This window comes from Opitutaceae bacterium (genome assembly GCA_041395105.1).
In the GTDB taxonomy this organism is placed as follows: Bacteria; Verrucomicrobiota; Verrucomicrobiia; order Opitutales; family Opitutaceae; genus B12-G4.
On the sequence record JAWLBB010000002.1, the window covers coordinates 1102216 to 1127335 of the forward strand.

The 25120-nt window shown below is 59.2% G+C and carries 26 protein-coding genes; 14 read left to right on the forward strand and 12 right to left on the reverse strand.

What is annotated here, in order from left to right:
- Positions 1-45 precede the first annotated feature (45 nt).
- The 3 genes from R3F07_11340 to R3F07_11350 all read left to right on the forward strand — a co-directional run bounded on the left by R3F07_11340 (position 46) and on the right by R3F07_11350 (position 5607).
- Positions 46-3342, forward strand: a complete 3297-nt coding sequence (locus tag R3F07_11340) for an AAA family ATPase (protein MEZ5276964.1) — start codon at positions 46-48, stop codon at positions 3340-3342.
- Between the two features lie 420 nt (positions 3343-3762).
- A complete protein-coding gene (locus tag R3F07_11345) occupies positions 3763-5148 on the forward strand; it encodes an FAD-binding oxidoreductase (protein ID MEZ5276965.1) in 1386 nt (461 codons plus the stop codon).
- 72 nt (positions 5149-5220) lie between these two features.
- A complete protein-coding gene (locus tag R3F07_11350) occupies positions 5221-5607 on the forward strand; it encodes a hypothetical protein (protein MEZ5276966.1) in 387 nt (128 codons plus the stop codon).
- A gap of 110 nt (positions 5608-5717) precedes the next feature.
- Here the strand turns inward: R3F07_11350 and R3F07_11355 are convergent, their stop codons facing one another.
- Together R3F07_11355 and R3F07_11360 are read right to left on the reverse strand one after the other, a co-directional pair.
- On the reverse strand, positions 5718-7037 hold the full coding sequence (locus tag R3F07_11355; GenBank protein ID MEZ5276967.1) for a ferritin-like domain-containing protein: 1320 nt from the start codon (positions 7035-7037) through the stop codon (positions 5718-5720).
- 73 nt (positions 7038-7110) lie between these two features.
- Complete coding sequence (locus R3F07_11360) at positions 7111-7893, reverse strand: hypothetical protein (protein ID MEZ5276968.1); 783 nt, start codon at positions 7891-7893, stop codon at positions 7111-7113.
- Positions 7894-7994: 101 nt separating this feature from the next.
- Between R3F07_11360 and R3F07_11365 the strand changes: the two genes are divergently transcribed.
- The 7 genes from R3F07_11365 (at position 7995) to R3F07_11395 (ending at position 12811) form a co-directional block, all read left to right on the forward strand.
- A complete protein-coding gene (locus tag R3F07_11365; protein MEZ5276969.1) occupies positions 7995-8798 on the forward strand; it encodes an amidohydrolase family protein in 804 nt (267 codons plus the stop codon).
- The gene (locus R3F07_11370) at positions 8798-9568 is read left to right on the forward strand and encodes a hypothetical protein (protein MEZ5276970.1); all 771 of its coding nucleotides are present in this window, start codon (positions 8798-8800) and stop codon (positions 9566-9568) included. Before R3F07_11365 ends, R3F07_11370 begins: the two co-directional genes overlap by 1 nt.
- 153 nt (positions 9569-9721) lie before the next feature.
- A complete protein-coding gene (locus R3F07_11375; protein ID MEZ5276971.1) occupies positions 9722-9997 on the forward strand; it encodes a type II toxin-antitoxin system prevent-host-death family antitoxin in 276 nt (91 codons plus the stop codon).
- A complete protein-coding gene (locus R3F07_11380; protein MEZ5276972.1) occupies positions 9994-10431 on the forward strand; it encodes a type II toxin-antitoxin system VapC family toxin in 438 nt (145 codons plus the stop codon). Before R3F07_11375 ends, R3F07_11380 begins: the two co-directional genes overlap by 4 nt.
- Before the next feature lie 162 nt (positions 10432-10593).
- Positions 10594-10947: a hypothetical protein gene (locus R3F07_11385; protein ID MEZ5276973.1), complete on the forward strand. Its 354-nt coding sequence runs from the start codon at positions 10594-10596 to the stop codon at positions 10945-10947.
- Positions 10948-10951: 4 nt separating this feature from the next.
- Positions 10952-11296 (forward strand): IS66 family insertion sequence element accessory protein TnpB, encoded by a 345-nt coding sequence (gene tnpB / locus R3F07_11390; GenBank protein ID MEZ5276974.1) that lies wholly within the window; start codon positions 10952-10954, stop codon positions 11294-11296.
- A gap of 42 nt (positions 11297-11338) precedes the next feature.
- Positions 11339-12811, forward strand: coding sequence for an IS66 family transposase (locus tag R3F07_11395; protein ID MEZ5276975.1), 1473 nt, complete (start codon positions 11339-11341; stop codon positions 12809-12811).
- Positions 12812-13387: 576 nt separating this feature from the next.
- Here R3F07_11395 and R3F07_11400 read toward each other — a convergent pair.
- The 6 genes from R3F07_11400 to R3F07_11425 form a co-directional block, all read right to left on the reverse strand.
- Positions 13388-14059, reverse strand: a complete 672-nt coding sequence (locus R3F07_11400) for a hypothetical protein (protein ID MEZ5276976.1) — start codon at positions 14057-14059, stop codon at positions 13388-13390.
- A 51-nt stretch (positions 14060-14110) separates the two neighbouring features.
- Positions 14111-14461: a tyrosine-type recombinase/integrase gene (locus tag R3F07_11405; protein MEZ5276977.1), complete on the reverse strand. Its 351-nt coding sequence runs from the start codon at positions 14459-14461 to the stop codon at positions 14111-14113.
- Positions 14462-14486: 25 nt separating this feature from the next.
- Complete coding sequence (locus tag R3F07_11410; GenBank protein MEZ5276978.1) at positions 14487-14837, reverse strand: tyrosine-type recombinase/integrase; 351 nt, start codon at positions 14835-14837, stop codon at positions 14487-14489.
- A gap of 306 nt (positions 14838-15143) precedes the next feature.
- Positions 15144-15692, reverse strand: a complete 549-nt coding sequence (locus tag R3F07_11415) for a hypothetical protein (protein MEZ5276979.1) — start codon at positions 15690-15692, stop codon at positions 15144-15146.
- 3 nt (positions 15693-15695) lie between these two features.
- A complete protein-coding gene (locus tag R3F07_11420) occupies positions 15696-16526 on the reverse strand; it encodes a hypothetical protein (protein MEZ5276980.1) in 831 nt (276 codons plus the stop codon).
- Positions 16523-17710: a toprim domain-containing protein gene (locus R3F07_11425; GenBank protein MEZ5276981.1), complete on the reverse strand. Its 1188-nt coding sequence runs from the start codon at positions 17708-17710 to the stop codon at positions 16523-16525. The genes R3F07_11420 and R3F07_11425 overlap by 4 nt, the downstream gene beginning before the upstream one ends.
- Before the next feature lie 150 nt (positions 17711-17860).
- Here R3F07_11425 and R3F07_11430 point away from each other — a divergent pair, with 150 nt between their 5' ends.
- Both R3F07_11430 and R3F07_11435 read left to right on the forward strand, forming a co-directional pair.
- Positions 17861-17998 (forward strand): hypothetical protein, encoded by a 138-nt coding sequence (locus tag R3F07_11430; protein MEZ5276982.1) that lies wholly within the window; start codon positions 17861-17863, stop codon positions 17996-17998.
- A 1237-nt stretch (positions 17999-19235) separates the two neighbouring features.
- Complete coding sequence (locus R3F07_11435; protein MEZ5276983.1) at positions 19236-19520, forward strand: hypothetical protein; 285 nt, start codon at positions 19236-19238, stop codon at positions 19518-19520.
- A gap of 327 nt (positions 19521-19847) precedes the next feature.
- Here R3F07_11435 and R3F07_11440 read toward each other — a convergent pair whose 3' ends face one another.
- The 3 genes from R3F07_11440 to R3F07_11450 are packed head-to-tail and all read right to left on the reverse strand — an operon-like array spanning position 19848 to position 22937.
- Positions 19848-20234: a hypothetical protein gene (locus R3F07_11440; GenBank protein ID MEZ5276984.1), complete on the reverse strand. Its 387-nt coding sequence runs from the start codon at positions 20232-20234 to the stop codon at positions 19848-19850.
- A gap of 51 nt (positions 20235-20285) precedes the next feature.
- Positions 20286-21320 carry a site-specific tyrosine recombinase XerC gene (xerC, locus tag R3F07_11445; protein ID MEZ5276985.1) on the reverse strand — a complete coding sequence of 345 codons (1035 nt, stop codon included), beginning with the start codon at positions 21318-21320 and terminating at the stop codon, positions 20286-20288.
- Positions 21321-21332: 12 nt separating this feature from the next.
- The gene (locus tag R3F07_11450) at positions 21333-22937 is read right to left on the reverse strand and encodes a hypothetical protein (protein ID MEZ5276986.1); all 1605 of its coding nucleotides are present in this window, start codon (positions 22935-22937) and stop codon (positions 21333-21335) included.
- Positions 22938-23296: 359 nt separating this feature from the next.
- Here R3F07_11450 and R3F07_11455 point away from each other — a divergent pair, with 359 nt between their 5' ends.
- Positions 23297-23485 (forward strand): hypothetical protein, encoded by a 189-nt coding sequence (locus tag R3F07_11455; protein MEZ5276987.1) that lies wholly within the window; start codon positions 23297-23299, stop codon positions 23483-23485.
- Positions 23486-23496: 11 nt separating this feature from the next.
- Here the strand turns inward: R3F07_11455 and R3F07_11460 are convergent, their stop codons facing one another.
- A complete protein-coding gene (locus tag R3F07_11460) occupies positions 23497-24255 on the reverse strand; it encodes a CHC2 zinc finger domain-containing protein (protein MEZ5276988.1) in 759 nt (252 codons plus the stop codon).
- 147 nt (positions 24256-24402) lie between these two features.
- Between R3F07_11460 and R3F07_11465 the strand changes: the two genes are divergently transcribed.
- On the forward strand, positions 24403-24747 hold the full coding sequence (locus R3F07_11465) for a helix-turn-helix transcriptional regulator (GenBank protein MEZ5276989.1): 345 nt from the start codon (positions 24403-24405) through the stop codon (positions 24745-24747).
- The last annotated feature ends 373 nt before the right edge of the window (positions 24748-25120 follow it).

Here is a 25120-nt window from a genome sequence, read left to right on the forward strand (position 1 = left end):
AGAACTGTTAATGGCCCGTTGCGACCGGCAGCGCGTCACTTCTTCGTGCCATCCCATCTCCAGATTCATCTGCTCGGGGACTTCAGCCTGAGTCTCGATGGTGAGCCACTGACTTCGGTGGACACCCCGCGTTTGCGGATGCTGCTGACCTATCTCGCCCTGCGTCCGGGCGTTCCCCAGGTGCGCTCCAAGATCGCCTTCCTGTTCTGGCCCGATTCGACCGAAAAGCAGGCCCTGACCAATTTGCGGCACCTTCTCCACGAATTGAAGGCCAACCTGCCCGGAGCCAATGCCATCATTGAAACGAGCGGCAAATCCCTTCGATGGAGCCAGGATGCGTCCGCCACCGTCGATGTTACGGATTTCAGATCCGCACTGGTGGAAGCCGGCATCGCCGCCCGGTCTCGGGACACGGCGGCGGAAATCGCCGCACTCGAACGGGCGCTTTCGCTCTACTCCGGGGATCTTCTGCCCGGAACCGAAGCCGATTGGATTTCAGAGGAAAGAGAGAGTTTACGGGAGACCTTCGCCCAAGGGGCCGAGCGTCTGGTCCGGCTGTTCGACGAACGCCGTGACTACTCCAAGGCGATTCGCCAGGCCCGCCGCCTGCTCCGCCATGAGCCCACCCGGGAATCCTGGCACGCCCTCCTCATCAAGCTCCACATGGCCAACGGAGACCGTGCTGCCGGACTCCAGGCTTATCGGGAATGTGTGGGCATCCTCGAGCGCGAATTATCGGTCGGCCCCTCCCAAGCCATCCGTGAGCTGCACGAACGCTTGCTCGTCGGAGAGGAAACCCGTGACCGACGGAGACCACCACTCCGGGCCGGGGGGCCCGAACTGGCCATGCAGGGTCGGGACCGGGAATGGTCCGAACTCAAGACGACTTGGGAACGTGCGTCGCAGGGTTCGGCCCACCTGACCGTCCTGGTCGGGGAAGCCGGAATCGGCAAGACCCGCCTCGCCGAGGAACTTCTGACCTGGGTTGGCAATTCCGGGGGAAGGGCCTCCCGCACCCGCTCCTATGCTGCCGAGGGACGCCTGCCTTATGCACCAGCCACGCAATGGCTGAGATCGCCGGCGCTGCAATCCGGCCTGCGAAACCTGGAACCGGTCTGGAAGATGGAGATCGCACGTCTCCTCCCCGAACTGCGCCAGGAACTCAAGGATCTTGCCGAACTCGAGGCTCCGCGTGAGAGCTGGCATCAACAACACCTGCTGGAAGCACTCTCCAGAGCATTTCTTGCGAGCACAGAGCCCCTTCTGCTCGTGCTTGATGACCTGCAATGGACCGACCAGGAGACCCTTGACTGGCTTCGCTACCTGCTCCGCCACGCACGGGAGGCCAGACTCCTGATCGTCGGAACGATCCGGGTTGAAGAACTTCCTCCGGACCATCCGGTTCAAAGGCTGCTTCTCGATCTGGAACGAGACGGTCAGCTTACCCAACTGGGTATCGGTCCGCTTTCAAAAGACGAGACGGCTTCCATTGCCGCTCAACTCGCGGGGCGGGCCCTTACGCCACAGGAAGTCGCCCGGTTGTGGACGGCGACGGAAGGCAACCCTCTTTATGTCGTCGAAAGCATCCGCGCCGGACTTCGGGAACGGGGCCCCAGTATTCTGCCCCAGACGGCAGCTTCGGTCGACTGGAAGATCGGAACCCTGGCCGTCCCCCCGAAAGTGCATGCCGTCATCACCATGCGCCTGGCCCAACTCTCGGCGGACGCCCGCGAGATCACCGGCGTCGCTGCGGTCATCGGAAGGGAATTCCCCATTGAGGTCCTGATCCAGGTCTGCGGACAAAGTGAGGAGGAGCTTTTTCCGGTTCTGGATGAACTCTGGCAGAAGCGGATCATGTTTGAGCACGAAGCGGGCGTCTATGATTTCACCCACGACAAGATCCGCGAGGTGGCCTATGCGGATATGATCTCTCCCCGTCGTCGGATGCTCCATCGACGGGCGGCCGATGCACTCGAAACCATACATTTCGCCGATCTTGGTCCGGTCAGCGCCCAGCTCGGTGCGCACTTCGAGGCAGCCGGGTTGCCCGGCCAGGCGATCGAAGCCTATCATCGGGCGGCCGATGCGGCCCGGCAGGTCTACGCCAACGAAGAGGCGATCCGCCTGTTCGGAAGAGCTCTTTCGGCGCTTAAGGCACTGCCCGCAACCTCTGACCGGAGCGAAATGGAGATCGTCCTGAACTCGAAACTGGTTGCCTGCCTGGTTGAGACCTACGGTTACCCGGCCCCCGCGGTATGGGGAATCTACGATCGGGCGGTCGAGCTTTGCGAAGAGCTCGGTCGTCCCACGGACCTGCCCATTCTCCGGGTGCTCGCCATCGCCAGTCTCACTATCGGGGACCTGACGCGGGCCCGACGCCTTGGGGAGGAGTTTCTCAGGGTCTTTGACCAGACAAAGGCGAAAATGACGATGGTCGAAGGAGAGTATATCCTCGGGGTGACCCACCACTGGTTGGGCAATTTCGCCCGGGCACGGCAACACCTGGAAACCTCCCTCGCGAACTACGATCCGGCCGACCGCGCCAGACATATCACCCTCTTCGCCCAGGATCCGAAAGCCGTCTGCCTCGTCCGGCTCGGATGGAGCCTTTGGTTTCTCGGCTATCCGGACCAGGCTGCCGATGCCATCAACCAGGCGGTCCAGGTCGCACGGTCCCTCCACCATCCCCATACCGAAGGTTATGCGCTCTGCTTCGGAGCCCAAGCCCTCACCGATATGGGCAGGAAAGAATCGGCACTCGCTCTACTGGATTCTCTTGAAGTAATCCTGGCGGATCATCCGATGGCCTTCTGGGATCATCGCGGCAGGGTTCTGCGTCATTTTCTGTCGTTGGGGGATCGCCCTGCGGCGGAATGCGTCACCGGGATGCGTGAGGCCATGGCGGCCTACGACAAGGACCGATGTTTTGTCTGTTTCTCCCATTTCCTGTGCTACATCGCCCGCGCTTACCTGAGCACCGCCGACATTGGCTCAGGGCTCGCGACTATCCAGGAAGCGTATGAATTGCTTGAGACGATTGATGAACGTCATTACCTGGCCGAAATCCATCGGATCCGGGGTGAATTGCTGGCCGCCGGCAAAGGCCAGAGCGAGGAGATCGAGGCGGCTTTCGGGCAGGCACTCGAGGTCGCGCGCATACAGGGCGCCAGATCCCTGGAACTGCGGGCGGCCCTGAGTCTGGGCCGGTTCCGGCTCTCGAAGAACAAAAGAAACAAAGCGAAGGCCCACGCATTGGTGCGCGAAGTCGCCGATGGGTTCACCGAGGGATTCGACTTTCCGGACCTCATCGAAGCCAGGGCCTTCCTCGACGAATGCTCCTGATACGGGAGCACCGGCCAAGAGCGTCCGGGAGAGGACCGGAAGTCATTCCCGCAAGGACCGGGGCTGCAACAGGATTGCGCGAAGGATCGATGAGTATCGGTCCCGACCAAGTGTGGCAACACCGCTGTGCCGGCGTTCCTTCAGGCGGCACCCGCTTTTCGGCAAAGCGAAGTGGCTGCACCCGTGGCAACATGGCCCGGGAAGCCGGCCAGACCCGCCATTCGGCCCAATTCACCCCGAAGGAACGCTCAAGACCCGGTTTTCGCACCTTTTTTTTCGGATTTCCCGCTCGGGAACGCCGGAGGGAACGCACGGGGAACGTTCAAGCCTGTAGGGTCCAACCCATCAAATCCCGGGAGTTCATCTCTTCGATTGAGTCACCGGGAGTATTGAAACCGAAACAATCAACTCGTCATCGATATGCCGCAACCCAGCCCCGAATCGATTCCCGCCCTGAAAGCAACCGTTCGCGGAGAAGTGCTCCTCTCGGACTCTCCCGGATATGATGAAGCCCGCTCCATCTGGAATGCGATGATCGACAAGAAGCCCGCCGTCATCGTTCGCTGCACCGGCGTCGCCGACGTGATCGCGGCGGTCAATTACGGACGTGACCAGGGCCTGGTCATCGCCGTAAAGGGCGGAGGTCACAATATCGCCGGAAACGCCGTCTGCGACGACGGATTGATGATCGACCTTTCGCTCATGAAGTCGGTCCATGTCGACCCGGCGACCAAACGCGCCTACGCCGGTCCCGGAGCCACCCTCGGTGATCTCGATCACGAGACCGCTGTTCATGGACTGGCCACGCCGACCGGGATCAACTCGACCACCGGAATTGCCGGACTCACGCTTGGAGGCGGATTCGGGTGGCTCAGCCGGTCCTACGGGCTGACGGCCGACAACGTTGTGTCGATGGAAGTTGTCACCGCCGAGGGCGAGCGGGTGCGCGCCAGCAGCGATGAGAACACCGATCTCTTCTGGGCCCTTCGTGGAGGGGGCGGCAACTTCGGTATCGTGACCCTCTTTGAGTACCAGCTGCACGACGTCGGACCCAACCTTTTGGCCGGTTTGATTGTCTTCCCGGGCGCCGATTCCAAAAAGGTCCTGACCCAATACCGCGAGTTCACCAAAGACATGCCGGATGAGCTGACCGTCTGGATGGTGACACGGGGTGCGCCGCCGCTGCCGTTCCTTCCTGAAGACGTCCACGGCAAACACGTGGTCGTCCTCGCATTCTGCTACAACGGGGATCCCGCCGACGGCGAGAAACTCATCGCTCCGATGCGAGGCTTCGCCAAAGCCCACGGCGAGATGGTCGGCGTCATGCCCTTCGCCGGCTGGCAGCAGGCCTTCGATCCCTTGCTGACCCCCGGTGCGCGCAATTACTGGAAGTCTCACAATTTCACCGAACTGAAGGACGGCCTGATCGATACGACGATCGAGTACGCCAGCAAGCTCCCCTCACCCCACTGCGAGATCTTCATCGCCCAACTGGGTGGGGCCACGCTCCGCGTCGCCCCGGATGCCATGGCTTACGGTAACCGCGACGCCAGGTATGTCATGAATGTCCACGGCCGCTGGGAAACGGCGGCCGAAGACGAAAAGTGCATCGATTGGTCGAGGAAGTTCTTCGATGCCGCCGCTCCCTTTGCCACCGGCGGTGTCTACGTCAACTTCATGACCGCAGAGGAGTCCGCCCGGGTGGCCAATGCCTTCGGCCCCAACCACAAGCGGCTCGCGTCCATCAAGGCCAAGTATGACCCGAAGAATCTCTTCCGACTCAACCAGAACATCAAACCGGCCTGAGAGTGCCGTCATAAATGTGCTGAAGGGTCGCAACCACCAACGAACCGATCGAGTGATCCACCAGAAAGAAATATGAAAATCGCGAAAGAAAAAATCCCAGAAAGACTCAACGTTCCCGGCGCGATCGCTCGTCAGGAGTTCAATTTCGGTGACGCCTCCGGATACGGAAGTATTGCCGGAGAGTACTTCTCGCTCAAGATGGGCACCGATATTGCGCCCCTGCTCAAAGGCCTGGAATCCGATCTCTGCCAGTCGCCTCATTGGGGCTATATGATCACGGGAGAAGTGACCGTCTCCTACGGAGACAAATCGGAGGAAACCGTCGTCGGAGGAGATCTCTTCTACTGGCCGCCCGGGCACTCGATCCGGGTTGGAGCCGATGCCGAGATTGTCCTCTTCAGCCCGCAGCATGAGCATTGTGCCGTGGTGGACCACCTCAAGAAGCAACTGGTCGGCTGAGCCGGACAAACGGCCCCACGCCAGGCCGAACCATCGGTATCGGGCAGGTATTGCCTCGCCTCTCATGCCCCTGGTGTAGTCGCCTTCTCCGGCGGCTACACCTTCGGACGTCAGGAGAGGCCGTATTTCCGGAGGATCTTCTTCCCGGTCAGCCGCTTTTCGCGCGGAAGGGTGTGGGCGACCTTGCCTCCGTAGATGCCGGCGTATTCGGTGAATTTCGTCCGGGTGGCCTCGACGAAGTCACCGACGTCGGTCTCGATCCCGTGGAGCTTCATGAGGTCTCCAAGCCAGCGGTGACCGTAACGGACATGGTTCTGTTCGTCGTTCCGGTCAAAAGCGAGAAGAGTGTCCGCCTCGAAATCATTCAACTCCCGTATCCGGTCCATCACGATGGCTTTGGTCGGGAAACTACCCGCCTCGAATTCCATCGTCATCATGGCATAGCGCTCAGGCGGCGGCATCTGGACAAGGATATTGAAGAGATCGAGGGCATGCTCGACCGTCATGATGTCGATCCCGAGCTTGGGGAGCTGACGAAAACCGAACTGACTGTGACGCGACTCATCCCAGAGATGGCGCGCCATGTCGTAATGCATTTCGAGAGGCGCCTGCGGGGTGTCGTAGAAGACGGTGGCAAGGTAGTCGACCGCATCCATCTCGTTCATCAGCCAGACATAGACCATGACGCGCAGGACCCGGGCATCAGTGGCCGGATCGACCAGCCACTCGCGGACGATGGGATCACTCTCCGGATCGTGGCCGAATACGCTTGAGGTTACCGGATAACGGCCGCGCGAACAGGTTGCGGGATGGGTGTAGGGGGCTGCCGGGTGTCTCCAGTCAAAATCGGTGGCCACGCCCAGTCCGAGCAGCCCCCCGATACTGGTCACGGCCGCGCGTAGGTGATCACACCACCGGGATTCCTCATTGTTGCCCAGATACTTGCGGATCTCCTCCCCATGGCGCTCTTCGTCGGCAATGAATTCCTGGAGAAGCTGCTTGGTCGGCCAATCGGCGAGGTGATCGGTGACCCGAAGGTAGTGCCGGTAGGCTTCGAGGAGCGTCGGCTTGATCACGCGGTAGAAACCGGCCAGGGCCACGGCCCCGTCGGGAGGTGAGGCGGCTTCCTCAAAGAGATTGCGGATGGCTTCCCGAACCCCTTCTCCGGACCCGAACCCGGCCATTTCCCGTCCACGTTCCTTGAGAAACCGGGCATGCTGGGCGGATTCCCAGGTGTGCTGGGAGATCATGTACTTGAGCTCGGGCTCTCCGACCCGGTAGATCAGGGTGGTCGCGGTCCGGAGGAATTCGCGTTCGACCTCGAAGATTCGGCGCAGCAGCCGGGCCATGTCCGTCACGGCGAGCATGCGGGCGGAGGCTTTGGTCGAGGATTCCGATGAAGTGGCGGTTGGGGTGGTGGAGGAAACCATGATGTTTACTGATAACGACTATGACCCAACTGCATAAAGTCGCGGATTTCAATCCGGCGCGATTCGAAACTGTTCAGTTTCGACCCTGCCGCAGCGCCGCGATCAATTCCGGGGCCGTGATGGAAAAGCGCTGACTCATCTCGAGATGCTGGATGGCCATGCGGGTCTGGCCGTGACGGACACCGCTCTCAAAGGATTCCATTCCCGTCGTGCAATCCCTCAGGAGGATGGTCGCATATCCGCGGTTGTTCATGTGAATCATCCCGTAGTCATTCAACATCATGCAGTAGTTGGTGTTGAACCCGTAGAAGATGAGGAAGAGGAAACCATGGGCCCTGCAGTAGCGATGGAGTTCCTCGCCATTGGCCACGACCGGCTCATCGCCGATCGGCTCGGATAACGGATGGAACCGGCGTTGGGTCAGACGCACATCCAGTTCCGGTTGCCGGGGCTCGACCGGATGCCCGTAAACGGCGAATTCCCCCGTCCGACCGATAAACTCCCGGGGCGGCCAGGTATCATGGACCGGCCACTCCACTTCGTCCTCCCGGATCATGCGGACCCAATTGGGATGCTCAAGGGCGACCCGGGGGCCGGGCGCGTGGATCAGGCTGAGCCCCGATGACCTCACCACCTTGAGCAGGGGGCGGATCCGCCCCGCCGTGATCGCCTGAATCCGGTCGCGGGTCTCGGTCAGATAATGCGTTTGCCAGACGTCGAGAGCGACGACGGCAACCCGCTCCATCGGCAGTTTCCAATCGAGGAAATTGTAGGTGGTGTTCGCTTCCGTCCAGTCGACTCCCGGGTCGACGTGCCAGCGGTAATAGCGGGGCTTGAGGGAAAGCGTGCGAGGCATGGGCGGATCTTCGGGCAAAAGGGATTCTGGTCAAATCCAGACTGTCGCTCCAACGCCGCCAGATCATCCTTGCCGTCCGGTTGATGGCGTCAGATAACCAAATGGTTACCTTCGTTCGAATCGTGGCCCGCATCATCGACATTCATACCCACCCGATCTTCTTCGAGAACGAGGTCTCGATGAAGCGGATCGACCGCCTGGTCCGCCATGCCAAAGGACTCGGAGTGGAAAAGATGGTCTCCCTTGGGGACGTCCTGAAGTTCGGTCCCAAGCCGAATGCGGCCCAGCTCCGGAAACTCAATGATGAAACCCATGCCCTGATGAAGCGGCATCCGGATTTCTTCATCGGTTTCTGTTACCTCAATCCCCTGCTCGGGGAGAAGTCGCTTCGGACCGAACTCGACCGATGCGTGGACGGGCTGGGCTTCAAGGGAATCAAACTGGAAATCGCCAACAACGCATCGCATCCATCGATGAAACCGCTGATGAAGGCGGCGGAAGAAAAAGGGATTCCCGTCCTCCAGCACACCTGGGCCACCCAGCATCAGCGCATGCGCAAGACCCACAGCGATGCGATCGATACCTGCGGATTGGCCCGGCGTCATCCCAATACCCGGGTGATCATGGCCCATCTTTTCGGGATCGGACACCGGGGCGTGCTTGAGGCGATTGGTCTCGACAACCTGGTCGTCGATACATCGTCCTGCCTGCCCTTTGCCGGTCTGGTCGAGTTTGCCTGCGAGAAGCTCGGTGCCGACCGGGTCCTTTACGGGTCCGACCTGCCCATCCGGGAATTGAGTGCCTGTATCGCCCGGGTGACCGCAGCGGATATCCCGGACAGCGCCATACCAAAGATTCTCTACGACAACGCCGCCCGATGGCTCGGATTGGGAGGGACCAACTGATGCCGTCCGTCGACCCCCTGATCGATACCAACGTTTGTTTCGGTGAATGGCCCTTCGGCACGGTTGGGATCACCAACGCCGCGAAGCTGCGTCAACGGTTGACCGCCGCAGGAATCGGAACCGCCCTGGTTTCCCATGTCGCGCCGATCTTCAACCCGGAGCCGGATCATGGCAACCAGCGCCTTTTCACGGCACTGCGCAAGCAGGACGATCTGATCGCGATTCCCGTCGTCAGCCCCGTTCTCCGCGGTTGGGAGGATCTTCTTGACCGCTACCGGGAGCAACAGGGCATCCGGGCCATTAAGGTCTTTCCGAACTTTCACCGCTTTTCCCTGACGGGTCCCGCCATGGACCGGCTGGTCGATTATGTCAGGAGTCACGACCTGAAACTGATGGTGAACATCCGGATGGTCGATGAGCGCCACCAGTACTTCGGCCTGAAGATTGCCGGCGTCCGGGTCAGGGATCTGGCGTCATTCTCCCGACGCCACGGCGATTTCAAGTACCTCTGCCTCGGCCTCTACCGGCCGGAGATCCTTGAGCTGGCCGAGAAATGTGGGAACTTCCTGACCGATTTCTCCTTTGCCGACTGGCAATACCTGATCGAGGAGTTGCTCGGCAAACTTCCGGCGGAACGGATCGTCTTCGGCTCACACACGCCGCTCATGGTGACGCAAGCCAATGTCGATCATCTCAGGTGCTCGGGCATCGCGAAGTCCACGATGCGCAAGATCGGCAGCGCCAACGCCAAACGGTTCTTCGGGCTGTAGAAGCCGCCCGGTCGGGCCGGGCTCAGCTCAATTCGAGTCACGGACAATGGGGGCATCCAACCTGCGGCCTCCGCTTGAACAGGTGAACGGTGACACCTTTCACTTCCTGAACCGCTTGTTGACAAAATGAGTCTCATGTGTCTCAATCGACCCATGAAGACGATCGAGATTGCGTTGCGTGAGTTGCATGCCCGCACCGGTCATTACGTGCGGAAAGCGGCTGCGCGACAGCGGATCATCATCACGGATCGTGGGAAACGGGTGGCCGAGCTCCAGTCCCTTGATCAGACCCAACGTCCCTCGAACGGGCACGGATGGCGTGAAAGACTGCTTGATCCCGAGTTCGCCGCGATCGTGGACGAAGCGGTGGGGGGAGTCGACAGCACCCGTGCTGTTTCAGAGGACCGTGATCGCGGAGTGGGGTCGTGATCTATCTGGATACGGCTTTTCTTGCCAAGCTCTACTTCAGAGAGCACGGATCTGAGGAGGTCCGGGAACTGGTGGGCTCATTCGATGCGGTGGCCTGCAGTGCGCATGGCCGGGTGGAACTGGCCTATGTTTTCCATCGAAAGTTACGCGAAGGTTCCATCGATCGAAAGGGGCTGGTCGCCCGGATGAACCTGATCGAGCTGGACACTTCGAAGGGACTGATCTCATGGCTACCCTTGGATTCATCGCTCCTCGATGCGGCCTTTGCCTCGGTCCTGAAGCTGCAGCGGAAGACCCCGCTGCGGGCCGCCGATGCCCTCCATCTCGTCTCTGCCCGGGAGAACGGTTTCACAAAGATCTATTCCAACGATCGCCATCTGATCGCCGGCACCCGACATTTTGGGTTGAAGGGCATCAACGTCGTCCCCGATTGAGCATCGGGATACCGACGGGACGCGCTGCAAGGTGATCCTGGTCCGTCGGGTGAGGAGGCCGAAACGGGTCAGGCTTTGCAGTTAGTAGTTGAGGCACTTGATCGTAAGTGTCCGCTCTGAGACCTCGTAGTCAAGTGCGGCGGATTGGGATAGTCTGGCTGGATGTCAGAGACGATATTGGCCGAGATAACTGACGGGGAGCCCAAGCGTGATACCCGCGGCCGCCAGATCCTGGATTCCAGTGCGTGGAGCGAGTTGATCGAGCGCTATGAGGCCAGCGGGATGACCCAGGCCCAGTTCGCCCGTCATGAAGGAGTGAAGTATCATACTTTCGTGGCCCAGCTTGGGCGCCACCGGCGGGCTGGCCGAAAAGCGCAACCCGGGCCGCGCTTTCTTGAAACGAGGCTGCCGACGACCCCGGCGGTTCGCCTGGAAGTGACCTTGGTCTGCGGGATGGTGGTTCGGGGAGACGAGGTCGAATCGTTGGCACGGTTGATCCGCCTGCTGGAGAGCTGAAGCGATGCTGGCGTTCCCGGCGGGGCTTCGGATCTTCCTGGCGTTGGAAGCGGTGGATATGCGCAAGCAGTTCAACGGGCTCTGGGCGGTGGCCAGTGAAAAACTGCGGGAGGATCCCAAGAGCGGAGCGGTCTTTGCCTTCACCAACAAGAAGCGTGACCGGCTCAAGCTGCTCTACTGGGATGGAACCGGTGTCTGGGTTCTGGCCAAGAGGTTGGAGGCTGGACGGTTCAGCTGGCCCATGGATCGCACGGGAGGCAAGCTTGCGATGAGTCCGGAAGCCTTGACCATGCTCATCGCCGGAATCGACCTTAAAAAAGGCATGCAAAAAGCGTGGTATGAACGATAAAAAGGCTTGTTATTGCAAGTATCCTATATATGGATACTTGGAATGCCTCCCGCCGAAGAACTCTATGCCGAAAACCTGCAGCTCAAGCAGCGGCTCTTGGAGCTTCAGGCGCAGATTGAGTGGCTCAAACGCCAGATGTTTGGCGGTGGCAAGAGCGAGAAGCTCGACCCCGCACAGCTTCAACTCAAGCTTGGAGAGCTTCAAAAACTCACCGGTGAGGTCGAGCAGATCCAGAAGATCAGTTACGAGCGACGGACACCCCGCGAAAAGGTTCCCACCCCAGCTGAGAAGTTTGCCCACCTGCCGGTGAAGGAAACCGTGGTCATTGAGCCCGAAGAGGTGGAGGCCGACCCGGATGCCTTTGAGCAGATCGGCGAGGAACGCACCTTCGAGGTGGACATCGTGCCCCCGCAGTTGTTCAAGCGGGAGATTATCCGGCCCAAGTATCGGCATCGCATGGATCGTTCGCGTCCCCCGGTAGTGGCCCCGGCGCCCAAGCGGGCCATCGAGGGCGGGTTCGCCTCGGCCGGCCTGATCGCCCATGTGGCGGTCAGCAAATACGTGGACCATCTGCCTCTCTATCGCCAACAGCGCATGTTGGAACGCTGGAAAGCTCCGATCTCCCGACAGAGCATGTCCGACTGGATTGAGGCGGTCGCCATGTGGCTTATGCCTCTCTACCATTTGATCCGCCAGCAGTTGCTCGCCGGGGGATACGTGCAGATTGATGAAACACCGGTGCGTTGTCGGGACCCCGACCTCAAACGTGGGAAAACATTCCAGGGTTACTTTTGGGTGATGGGACGGCCCGGATCCGATGTCTACTTCGTCTGGGCACCTTCGCGCCAGTATGGCGAGGTCAACCGCCTGCTTGGAGACGATTTTGAGGGCCTGATGCAATCCGACGGCTACGCTGCCTATGAATCTTATGCCGGCGCCCATGAAGGGGTCGTCTGGGTCGGTTGCTGGGCCCATGCCAGGCGCGGTTTCTTCGAGGCTCAATCCGAGAATCCCAAGGCCACCAGAGTCGCCCTGCGACTCATCGGCCGGCTCTACCAGCTGGAGCGCCAGTGGGATGAACAGGGAATCGATGCCATCGAGCGATCCCGGCTCAGGCAAAAACACTTCGCTCGAACTCTCAAGTGGCTCCACCAGCTCGCGGTGGTTTTGCAGCAACGCTGCTTGCCCAACCAGCTTCTGGGCAAGGCCTGCGGCTACCTGCTCAATCAGTGGAAACCCCTGAGCGCCCACCTTCGATACGGCCGAACCCGCCTGGACAACAATCTGATCGAGCAGGCCATACGCCCCTCGGCCATTGGGAAAAAAAACTGGCTGTTCATCGGACATCCCGATGCCGGGGAGCGCTCCGCGGTGATCTACTCGCTGGTTGTCTCGTGTCAACGCCATGGTAAAGATCCCCAGGCTTACCTCGCCGATGTCCTGCGGCGCATCCCGTCTATGACCAACCAGGATGACTTCACCTCGCTGCTGCCGGCCAACTGGCAACCGGCTTGATTCGTCCTATCTGCATTACTATCCGTCACCATTGATGCATATCATAGGTGACCAGCAAGACGCATTATCCGTTACGATCAATGCCTCGGCGGGAGGCAGAAGCTCGGACGCTTACGTTGATTCCAACATCCTAGACGAATCCTTTTACCTCTTGGCTGATGCCTGCGAGTAATCTCAGCCTCTGATGTTCATCGTCACTTTGGCCTATCTTTTATGTTTCGGTTCGATGCAAAGGAATCAACGCGGTAAAGGCGTTGCCCCTCAAAACGGAAGGCTGTCGTTACGTATCCCGACTCAGCCACATCGCACTGGACGACTATCTTATCCTCCACGTCAATAAAAGAAACTCCGCTATCCGGATCTGATTGCGAAAGAGCCTTCAGCAAATCCTGCTTCGTTGTACCCAGAGGAAATCGGGCCAAAAACTCTCGTTCCACTTCATCGAGATCATACATATTAGAGATAGAGACTCCTAAAGATTCGTTCAAAACTCTCTTCAAATCGGCATCTCCATCCCTAGTACAACCTAGGGCAGAAAACAAAAGAAATATCAATGTAAACCTCATCCAATCCTTTTCATTTTTTCCGTAGTTCGACCATGATAAATATTCTAACTTGTCTCATGGAGTTATCTAATCTGGTAGCAGGATCCTTGGAATCATAAGTACCCGAAACTACCTTTTCATTTATGCAACCTTGAACTCCTTTGCAATCTATTCCCATTTCTCTAAACTCCCTAATCCAATCCTCCTCTGACATATAAACAGGTCTCCCCCCAACAATCATGACTGCGTTTCCGGCAAGATCTCCGTGCGAAAAAACAAATACCGCGTCATAGCCGGAATACTCATCGTCAATGTCGTTCAAATCTCGAACACGAAAATACAATATAGAGTCATTCTCATCTAGAACAGGTTTAACAAATATGTTCTTGAGCCAGTTGCCATCAAGATCATCGATCAACGATTCGACATCCCGTTTTGTTCCTTCGTGGCCTTTATCGTTAACACGATAATCTAGAACCGAATCGACCCGCAAGATCGCGATCTTCGCACCCTCGCCACTTTGGGCCAAAGAGGGAACCCGACGCCAATCGTAGTCGACCAAGCCTTTTTCCCAGTCGCAGTCAGCGACTTGCGCCGCCGTTTGCCGGACACTTCCGGGGGTATCGCCCAAAAAATCCCAGACGCGGTTTCCGGCGACCACATCGGGTTGCTTTTCTTCGATCCACTGAGTCAGGGCGACCATTGCTTTGAAGAAGGAAGACTGGCAGCTAAGGAAGAAGAAGGCGAGTTGCTTTTACGCCTCCTGACCGTCGTCCGAATGTCTGCCGATCCTGGCCTTTCGACGTCGCTCAAGACGGGCGGCCGGGTGCGTGGCCGCGTGCACTTCCTGGAGCTGCTTGATGGACAGATGCGTGTAGATCTGGGTCGTTCCAGCTTGTTCGAGCATGGCCTGGATGAAGCGGATGTCCGCTCCATTCTCCAGCATCAGCGTTGCGGCCGCGTGCCGGAAGAGGTGACAGCTGCCGGTCTTGCCGATGTCGGCCGCCTGCACGTAATCGCGCACCATCTGGGTCAGGCGGTTGGGGGTAAAGGCTTCCCCCAGGTTGGTCAAAAAGAGCGCCTCATCACTCCTGGAAGAGGACACCCGGCGGCTTCCTCGGTGTACTTGTTCACCCATGACAAAGCGCGTTCCCGATCGGCACCATCCGGTCTTTCTTGCCCTTGCCCAGCCGCACAAAGACCAGCCTTCGGTCCGGATCCACGTCGTAGAGCTTCAAAGCGGCCACCTCCATGCGACGCATGCCGGTCGAGTAGAGCATTTCCATAAGCGCCCGGTCGCGCAGGCCCATCGGGGTCAGCACATCGGGCTGGGCCAGGACCAACTCGGCTTCCCGGGCATTGAGGACATGACGGGGAAGCCGCTTTTCGAGTTTGGGCAGTTCCAGGTCGGCCGCCGGATTGGTCGGGTAGGAGATCGCGCCGGCACAGCCACTTGAAGAAGGCGCGAAGCGTACCGGCATGCTGGGAGCGGAAGCTTAGCTTCTTTGCGCTCTTCGGGTCGCGGTAGGTGTAGAGCCAGCGCTGGTAACGCTCGAGGATCGGCTTGGTGATCTGATCGGGCCGGGTCAGACTGGTACCCTCGGCCCAGAGGATGAAGTGGCTGATGTAACTTTGCTTTGTTGGGCTGCTGGTCACGGCCGAGTAATTGCGAACCGCGAGGTGCTCCAGGTGCATGTCCCGAAGGGCCGCAAACCCAGCGGATCGCTGGTGTCGCCGACCGGGACCTTGGCCAGCTTTTGCCCCTTTTTTGCCATCCCACCACTACGCTACGACACGGCCCGGGCTTCGAGGGGGCCTTTGTGATTTTCAGGATTTCCACGAGGTTCGGCGCAAACGACTGACGGGCTGGATGTTTTAGTGCTTGCCGTTTCTCGAAGCGGGCTCGATGAGGGCCTGTTGGCTGCTCGAAGCGGCCTTTTTGGTGCCCGGCATTTCTTTATCGCACCCTCAGACTTGAGCCGGTCCACGTCGATCAGGCCGATCAACTGGGGCCGTTTGCTTTCGGCATCACCGTCGAAGGTCAGCTCGTAAACGAAGTTCTGCCCCCGGCGGCCATAGTGGGCCAGGACGTACTCCATGTCCTGCAACTTGCTCAGGTGGGTCCGGGTCTGGAACTCGCTCCAGCCGGTGAAGGCGCGCACTTCTCTGCGGGTGAAGACGCATTGGTCGCGGTCGATCCCTTTTTTGCGGGAGATTTCAGCCACCATGCCCTCGAGCAGCCCGAGCAGTCGACGCGTCTGCGGAGGCAGTTCATCCAGTGAACGGCCCAGGACCTGGGCATGGTGATGCGGTTGGCGTGGAAGCGATGTCCGCAAGGGTCACTGATGTATTTCTCCGAGTCCGGCCTCTTTTTTGACGAATCGCTGATGCTGGTGCAGCAGGGCGATGGCGCGGATCAGGGTCAGGTATTTGAGGTGATCGCGGCGGGTTCGGGCATGATCGCTGCGGAAGGTCAGGCGCGGTGCGAACGGGTTGACCACGTGCAGGGGCCGAAGCAGCCGCTGGGCGTTGCGGTGGGTGCGGATGATGCGCTCTTGTTCCACCTTGCGCTTGAGTCCGGCCAGGGTGTCGGCGTCGCGCTGCAGGGTATGGATGGCCTGAGTCTGTTCCCGGCTTTCGTCGACCGTCAGGACCAGGCAGCGGTTGAGCAGTTCTTCGTCGATGTCGATGGCGGTTGTCGTCAGGAAGATCGCGGCCGGGCCTTCGACGTGGTACTCTTCGGTTTTGAGCCGCCCGTTGTCGTCCTTGCCCGTGCTGGCGATGGTCAACTCCCCTTCCGACTGCAGCAGCTTCAGCGCGTAGGAGGCTTTCTCCGCGCCTTCTTCCTCGACGATGGCCAGGATCTTGTGCTTCAGATCCGACTCGCCCAGGTAGTAGAGACTCTGCCCGGTCATGGCCGAGTATTTGGTTCGTTCCTCCTGCGGCATCAGCTCCAGGATCGCGTCCATCAGACTGGTTTTGCCCGCCGCGCTGGTCGACTGGATGATGATGGCCAGGGGCCGATCGGAGCTTGCGCGAGACCGCCGCCAGGTAACCGGCCAGCTTGCTGGTTTCCTCGCCGATGACCTGGCAGGCGTCCAGGTCGCACAGGATGCGTTCGAGTAAGTGCGGATCACGCAGCAGCTCCAGGGCGCTCTTGCGTTCGTCATCGGTCAGCTTGGGTCCGCTCGGCTTGATCTGCAGATCCTCGCGCAGCCGCTTCTCCTGAAGGTTTTCCAGAGCGAGTAATACCTTGCCCAGGTCGCTTGAGCAGTTCGGCCTTCAGCCCTGTTTCCTCGGTCGCGGCCAGGATGAAGGCGTTTCGCTGCCGGGCCTGGTAAAGGTCGAGGTTGTCGACATGAAAAAGCCCCTCGTGCATGACGCGCAGATTGATTTTCAAAACCTCAAGGGTGGCGTTGCGGGCCAGTCCGCGCACCCGGTAGGAGCGGTCCCCGATGTCCAGAGCAACGTCTTCACCGTGCTCTTTGACCTGCGCGACGATCGGGTTACTCGGCGTCGCCTCCTTCGTTTCGACCGAGTTCCCATCCTTAGCAGCTAAAGAGTTAGCAGCTGGTTTTGTACTGGGTACAGTATCTGACTTGTTGATACGGGAAGGTCGATCCTTCGCCAAGGCTTCGGAGGACTTGCGCAGGACGGGCTTGGCTGACTGCAGAACCAGCGGCAGGGATTTCCTGGCCGGTTGGACCTTTCGGGCGTATTCGTTGGGGTCCATGCCTCGGGGAAAACCGACCCGATGGCAGTCGATGCCCAGTGAACCCAGGCGGGCCGCGTCTCTTTCGGCCGCACGGTCTCCGGCTTCGTCCCCGTCGTAGGCGAGCAGCACACGCTGGGTTTTGCTTTGACGGAAGGCTTCCTGATGATCCTCGGAAAAACCCTCGGTGCCCCAGATGCAGGCGACGTTGCGCAGTCCGGCGCACCAAAAGGTCAAGGCGTCGATGACTGACTCGGTCAGTATCACTTCGGGCGAATCGAAGGCTTGCGGGTTGAACAGGCCCCGATGCGGTCCGGGCAGGTAGAGGTGGTAGACCCCGCTTGCCTGCTGGCCGATGCGTCGACCGTAGACCTCGGTCACCTCGCCGGTTTTCGAGCAGATCGGAAAGACGGCACAGCCGTTGAAGTGTTCGTGGCCGGATTGCCGGTAGAGCCCGAGCCTGGTCAGACGTTGGCGCACTTCAGCGCCGTCGCGCCGGTTCTTCTGCGGCAGGCGAAGACCAAGGGTGCGGTCGGCAAGGCCGATCCGGAAGGTCTCGATCGCCTCTTGCGTGATGGTTCGTGATTGGAGGTAATCCAGGGCCGGTTTCGACTGCAGAAGCCGCTCGTGGTAATAGAGCACCTGCTTGAAGAGGGCCTGGTCGTCGGCATCGAAGGCGACCGGGCCTTTGCAGTTTGGGCACGGTCGAGACTTTGATGGTGGCGCCGCCGAAGAGTTGGGGACCCGATTCGCGCAGCAGCTCCACCGTGGTACGGAAGGACACTCCCCGTCGTGTTTCATCACGAAGTCGATCACACTTTCGCCGCTGCTCCGCAGCCCAGGCAATGGAAGAGGTTCTTTGACGGCGTGACGATGAAGGACGGGGAATCGTCCTGGTGGAAGGGGCAGCGCCTCGATCAGGTCTTTTGAGCCATGGGCTTTTAGCTCGATGTTCTTCGGAGCGAACCAGCGAAGCCAGGTCCACCTCGCGTTTCAGACGCTCAAGTTCCTCCCTCGGGAATGCGGGCCATCGGCGTGTGTTCTCAAAATTGCGTCAAGTCTGAAGTTGCAAAATAAACTACGTTTTGTAAGCCTACGTTCTGTAGTCTTTGCAACCTCTAATTTTCCCAAAATGAAAACTCTCTCGTATAATGCCGCCCACGAACCCGTTTCTCATTTTGAGCAAAGATTCGCACAACAAGCCTCAGACGCGTCACCGAGCGGCGGCAAGGCTGCCGGATTTGGCCCAGGCAGCGGTGGCCCAACACCTCGGGATCACCGAGGGCCGATACGGTCACTACGAGCGAGGGTTCCGGGCGATTTCCGGTCACGATTCTACCCAAATCCGGCCGAGGCCCTCGGCTGCAGTGAGGCAGATTTGATCGGTTCAAGCACGGCTGAGCCAAGAAAGCGGGGACCGACCTCAAGAGCCGAACAGCTCACAGAGCGTCTGGGACGCCTTCCAAGGGCCAAACAGGCCATGATCCTGGACATGATCGAGGGAGCCATCGAAAAGGCCTCCTGAGGCCGTTTTTGGGGGTCTGCCGGGAGCCTCGGTTTGGGGTGGATTTTCGGGGGTTTTCTCCGAATCGGTCGATTTTCAGTTAAGGCGCTACTCATCAGCAGCTTAGTGATATTTGGGCGGAAAACCGCGGTGAGATATGCGCCATAAGCTAAAGAAGAAAGGCACGGGACGGACCGCCGTTTCACGGCGGTCCGTCCCGTCTGCTTCTTCGGTTCAATTGGCCTAAATTGGCACCCCAGCCGAGTTGCTCACAAGGGGGCTGCGGCGAGTAATGTCCTACCGGACTCCGCGCCCCCTCCCGAACAACTCGACTACCACAGACGTAATTTCGTCGGTCGCACCCAAACTTCCGGGCTTACTCCCGTATCACTTCTTCAGATTCCTCAACCAAAACGATCCTACCGTCTTTCAGACCAAATCTCTCTACCATCAGAGACGCGGTCTTTTCAGATATCCGTCGTTGATTTTCGACTACGATAAAGCCATCTCTGACATTAATCGATCCCAAGTTGCTAGAAGTCACTTCTGACTCTACTTTAGGGCGACACCATCCCTCCGAAACTGGTATACTCGAACAAGTTTTTGGTTCCCACCCGAAGCGTAATACACGATAAGTTCACCCTCTCTATCCCCATCTAGATCATGCATATCAAACTTGGACCGAGTGCCCCACAAACGAGTCTGCAATCACAACATAGCCATCTTGATCGAAAAAAAGGAGATATGTTTCATTCGAACCAGCAGGGTAGCCGTCGTCTGCTTGGAATAGAATCTTCGCAGCTTGGACATAAGCAAATGGTAGGTTCTCATCGCCTAGTTGATAATCGCTCACTCATCAAGCTTCAGCTTCGGCAGGTCTTCTACTTGAGCGATAACCCTAAATGCAGCCCAAAGGCCAATGACCAAAAAACTATTCGTTTCATCTAGTCTCCTTCAGTAGCTCGTTTCCAGTTCTCAATGTATTCCTCAACTGTTCCTTTACCTAACGGCGTATTGTAGTGCTCCTTCCAATACTCAGCCTGCCCTCTAGTGTTGTTGGAATTGATCCTTTCGCGCGATAGCATTTCAGTCTGGCCATCGCAGCGGCATACAAATCGTCGAATTCGATCTGCGAAAAGCCCAAGTCTTCTCCCGCCGGTGTTGCACCTTGAAGGACTTTAGCTATGTGTCGGACCTATATTTCAGCCAAGTTCTCCCAGATGTCATTGTATGTCTTTTCCTCCATCTGAAAAAGGCCTCGAGCAGGTCCGCCACCTAGCTGCTTCGCCATCGAAGCCCACCACTTTCCTGAAGAGCAGTGCCCAAGAGAAGCTCAACAGCTTCTTCACTGTAAAACCCGTATTTCCCGTCGGTAGCTTCATCCATCGCTTTTAGCACGAACTCGATATCAGCTACCAACTCATCCACCGTCTTCACGGTGTGCTGAACTCTGACCGTTGAAATCTCACTGTCCCCCCTTTGGGCCAAAGAGGGACCCCGACGCGAGTCGTAGAGACGGACGGTCATTTCCCAGTCGCAGTCAGCGACTTGCGTGGCCGCCTGCCCGAGGCGATTCGGTGACGCGCCCAAAAAATCCCAGACGCGGTTTTCCCCAGCCACGTCGGGTTGCTCGGCCTCGATTCTGTGGGCGGCAGCGACCATTGCTTTGAAGGCAGAAGACTGGCAGCTAAGGAAGAAGAAGGCGAGTTGCTTTTATGCCTCCTGCTCGACTTTCGAGCGTTTACCGATCCTGGCCTTTCGACGTCGCTCAAGACGGGCGGCCGGGTGCGTGGCCGCGTGCACTTCCTGGAGCTGCTTGATGGACAGATGCGTGTAGATCTGGGTCGTCTCCAGCTTGGCGTGCCCGAGCATGGCCTGGATGAAGCGGATGTCCGCTCCATTCTCCAGCATCAGCGTGGCGGCCGCATGCCGGAAGAGGTGACAGCTGCCGGTCTTGCCAATGTCGGCCGCCTGCACGTAATCGCGCACCAGCTGGGTCAGGCGGTTGGGGGTAAAGGCCTCGCCCAGGTTGGTCAAAAAGAGCGCCTCATCACTCCTGGAACAAGACAGACTCGGACGGGCTTCCTCGGTGTATTTGTTGACCCACGACAATGCCCGTTCCCCGATCGGCACCATCCTGTCCTTCTTGCCCTTGCCCAGCCGCACAAAGACCAGCCTTCGGTCCGGATCCACGTCGTAGAGTTTCAGTCCGGCCACCTCCATGCGACGCATGCCGGTCGAGTAGAGCATTTCCATAAGCGCCCGGTCGCGCAGGCCCATCGGGGTCAGCACATCGGGCTGGGCCAGGACCAACTCGGCTTCCCGGGCATTGAGGACATGACGGGGAAGCCGCTTTTCGAGTTTGGGCAGTTCCAGGTCGGCCGCCGGATTGGCCGGCAAGAGATCGCGCCGGCACAGCCACTTGAAGAAGGCGCGAAGCGGCAGCAATCGGGCATGCTGGGAGCGGAAGCTTAGCTTCTTTGCGCTCTTCGGGTCGCGGTAGGTGTAGAGCCAGCGCTGGTAACGCTCGAGGATCGGCTTGGTGATCTGATCGGGCCGGGTCAGACTGCGCTCCTCGGCCCAGAGGATGAAGTGGTTGATGTAACTTTGCTTGTTGGCCACGGTCACGGCCGAGTAATTGCGAACCGCGAGGTGCTCCAGGTGCATGTCCCGAAGGGCCGCAAAACCCAGCGGATCGCTGGTGTCGCCGACCGGGACCTTGGCCAGCTTTTGCCCCTTTTTTGCCATCCCACCACTACGCTACGACACGGCCCGGGCTTCGAGGGGGGCCTTGTGATTTTCAGGATTTCCACGAGGTTCGGCGCAAACGACTGACGGGCTGATGTTTGAAGGCGTTTTGCCGTTTCTCGAAGCGGGCTCGATGAGGGCTCGTTGGCTGCTCGAAGCGGCCTTTTTGGTGCCCGTACTTTGTATCGCACCCTCAGACTTGAGCCGGTCCACGTCGATCAGGCCGATCAACTGGGGCCGTTTGCTTTCGGCATCACCGTCGAAGGTCAGCTCGTAAACGAAGTTCTGCCCCCGGCGGCCATAGTGGGCCAGGACGTACTCCATGTCCTGCAACTTGCTCAGGTGGGTCCGGGTCTGGAACTCGCTCCAGCCGGTGAAGGCGCGCACTTCTCTGCGGGTGAAGACGCATTGGTCGCGGTCGATCCCTTTTTTGCGGGAGATTTCAGCCACCATGCCCTCGAGCAGCCCGAGCAGTCGACGCGTCTGCGGAGGCAGTTCATCCAGTGAACGGCCCAGGACCTCATGGGCGATGCGGTTGGCGGAAGCGATGTCCGCAAGGGTCACTTCGATGTATTCGAGTCCGGCCTCTTTTTTGACGAATCGCTGATGCTGGTGCAGCAGGGCGATGGCGCGGATCAGGGTCAGGTATTTGAGGTGATCGCGGCGGGTTCGGGTACGATCGCTGCGGAAGGTCAGGCGCGGTGCGAACGGGTTGACCACGTGCAGGCCGAAGCAGCCGCTGGGCGTTGCGGTGGCGCGGATGATGCGCTCTTGTTCCACCTTGCGCTTGAGTCCGGCCAGGGTGTCGGCGTCGCGCTGCAGGGTATGGATGGCCTGAGTCTGTTCCCGGCTTTCGTCGACCGTCAGGACCAGGCAGCGGTTGAGCAGTTCTTCGTCGATGTCGATGGCGGTTGTCGTCAGGAAGATCGCGGTTGGGCCTTCGACGTGGGCATTTTCGGTTTTTCGCCTGTTGTCGTCCTTGCCCGTGCTTACGTCAACTCCCCTTCCTGACTGCAGCAGCTTCAGCGCGTAGGAGGCTTTCTCCGCGCCTTCTTCCTCGACGATGGCCAGGATCTTGTGCTTCAGATCCGACTCGCCCAGGTAGTAGAGACTCTGCCCGGTCATGGCCGAGTATTTGGTTCGTTCCTCCTGCGGCATCAGCTCCAGGATCGCGTCCATCAGACTGGTTTTGCCCGCCGCGCTGGTCGACTGGATGATGATGGCCAGGGGCCGATCGAGCTTGCGCGAGACCGCCGCCAGGTAACCGGCCAGCTTGTTGGTTTCCTCGCCGATGACCCCGCAGGCGTCCAGGTCGCACAGGATGCGTTCGAGTAAGTGCGGATCACGCAGCAGCTCCAGGGCGCTCTTGCGTTCGTCATCGGTCAGCTTGGGTCCGCTCGGCTTGATCTGCAGATCCTCGCGCAGCCGCTTCTCCTGAAGGTTTTCCAGAGCGAGCAATACCTTGCCCAGGTCGCGCTTGAGCAGTTCGGCCTTCAGCCCTGTTTCCTCGGTCGCGGCCAGGATGAAGGCGTTTCGCTGCCGGGCCTGGTAAAGGTCGAGGTTGTCGACATGAAAAAGCCCTCGTGCATGACGCGCAGATTGATTTTCAAACCTCAAGGGTGCGGCGTTATGGGCCAGTCCGGCACCCGCAGGAGCGGTCCCTGATGTCCAGAGCAACGTTCACCGTGCTCTTTGACCTGCGCGACGATCGGGTTACTCGGCGTCGCCTCCTTCGTTTCGACCGAGTTCCTTATCCTTAGCAGCTAAAGAGTTAGCAGCTGGTCGGGTATCAGTACAGTATCTGACTTGTTGATACGGGAAGGTCGATCCCCTGCCAGCGCCTTCGGCGGACCTTGCGCAGGCTTGGCTGACTGCAGAACCAGCGGCAGGGATTTCCTGGCCGGTTGGAATCTTCGGGCGTATTCGTTGGGGTCCATGCCTCGGGGAAAACCGACCCTGATGGCAGTCGATGTTCAGTGAACCAGGCGGGCCGCGTCTCTTTCGGCCGCACGGTCTCCGGCTTCGTCCCCGTCGTAGGCGAGCAGCACACGCTGGGTTTTGCTTTGACGGAAGGCTTCCTGATGATCCTCGGAAAACCCTCGGTGCCCCAGATGCAGGCGACGTTGCGCAGTCCGGCGCACCAAAAGGTCAAGGTCGATGACTGACTCGGTCAGTATCACTTCGGGCGAATCGAAGGCTTGCGGGTTGAACAGGCCCCGATGCGGTCCGCAGGTGAGGTGGTAGACCCCGCTTGCCTGCTGGCCGACAGCGTCGACCGTAGACCTCGGTCACCTCGCCGGTTTTCGAGCAGACGGAAAGACGGCACAGCTGCTGAAGTGTTCGTGGCCGGATTGCCGGTAGAGCCGAGCCTGGTCAGACGTTGGCGCACTTCAGCGCCGTCGCGCCGGTTCTTCTGCGGCAGGCGAAGACCAAGGGTGCGGTCGGCAAGGCCGATCCGGAAGGTCTCGATCGCCTCTTGCGTGATGGTTCGTGATTGGAGGTAATCCAGGGCCGGTTTCGACTGCAGAAGCCGCTCGTGGTAATAGTCGAGCACCTGCTTGAAGAGGGCCTGGTCGTCGGCATCGAAGGCGACCGGGCTTTGCAGTTTGGGCACGGTCGAGACTTTGACGGTGGCGCCGCCGAAGAGTTGGGGACCCGATTCGCGCAGCAGCTCCACCGTGTGACGGAAGGACACCCCGTCGTGTTTCATCACGAAGTCGATCACACTGCCGCCTGCTCCGCAGCCCAGGCAATGGAAGAGGTTCTTTGACGGCGTGACGATGAAGGACGGGGAATCGTCCTGGTGGAAGGGGCAGCGCCCGATCAGGTCTTTTGAGCCATGGGCTTTTAGCTCGATGTTCTTCGAGCGAACCAGCGAAGCCAGGTCCACCTCGCGTTTCAGACGCTCAAGTTCCTCCTCGGGAATGCGGGCCATCGGCGTGTGTTCTCAAAATTGCGTCAAGTCTGAAGTTGCAAAATAAACTACGTTTTGTAAGCCTACGTTCTGTAGTCTTTGCAACCTCTAATTTTCCCAAAAATGAAAACCCTTCGTATAATGCCGCCCACGAACCCGTTTCTCATTTTGAGCAAAGATCTCGCACAACAGCTTCCCAGACGCGTCACCGAGCGGCGCAAGGCTGCCGGATTGACCCAGGCAGCGGTGGCCCAACACCTCGGGACCACCGAGGGCCGATACGGTCACTACGAGCGAGGGTTCCGGCGATTTCCGGTCACGATTCTACCCAAACTGGCCGAGGCCCTCGGCTGCAGTGAGGCAGATTTGATCGGTTCAAGCACGGCTGAGCCAAGAAAGCGGGGACCGACCTCAAGAGCCGAACAGCTCACAGAGCGTCTGGGACGCCTTCCAAGGGCCAAACAGGCCATGATCCTGGACATGATCGAGGGAGCCATCGAAAAGGCCTCCTGAGGCGGATTTTGGGGGTCTGCCGGGACCCCCCGTTTTAGGGTGGATTTTCGGGGGATTATTCCGGATTGACCGATTTTTCGTTAAGTCACTACTCATCAGCACCTTAGTGGTATTTGGTCGAAAAACCGCGTTCAGATATGTGCTATAAGCTAAAGGGAAGCACCCGAACCGGACCGCCGCTTGCGCGGCGTTCCGCTCCGTCCTCTACCCCAGGCTGGTGGAATAGATGCCACCTCAGCCGATGGAAAAAACAGAAGTTGGTTCCTATAGTGCGGATTCAGTCACTTCGTTGATTCAAATGCCTCAACAACTGAACATTGTAACTTTCTGCAAACTTGACGGCCTGTGCGACAACCCGAGCCTGTATCTCTGA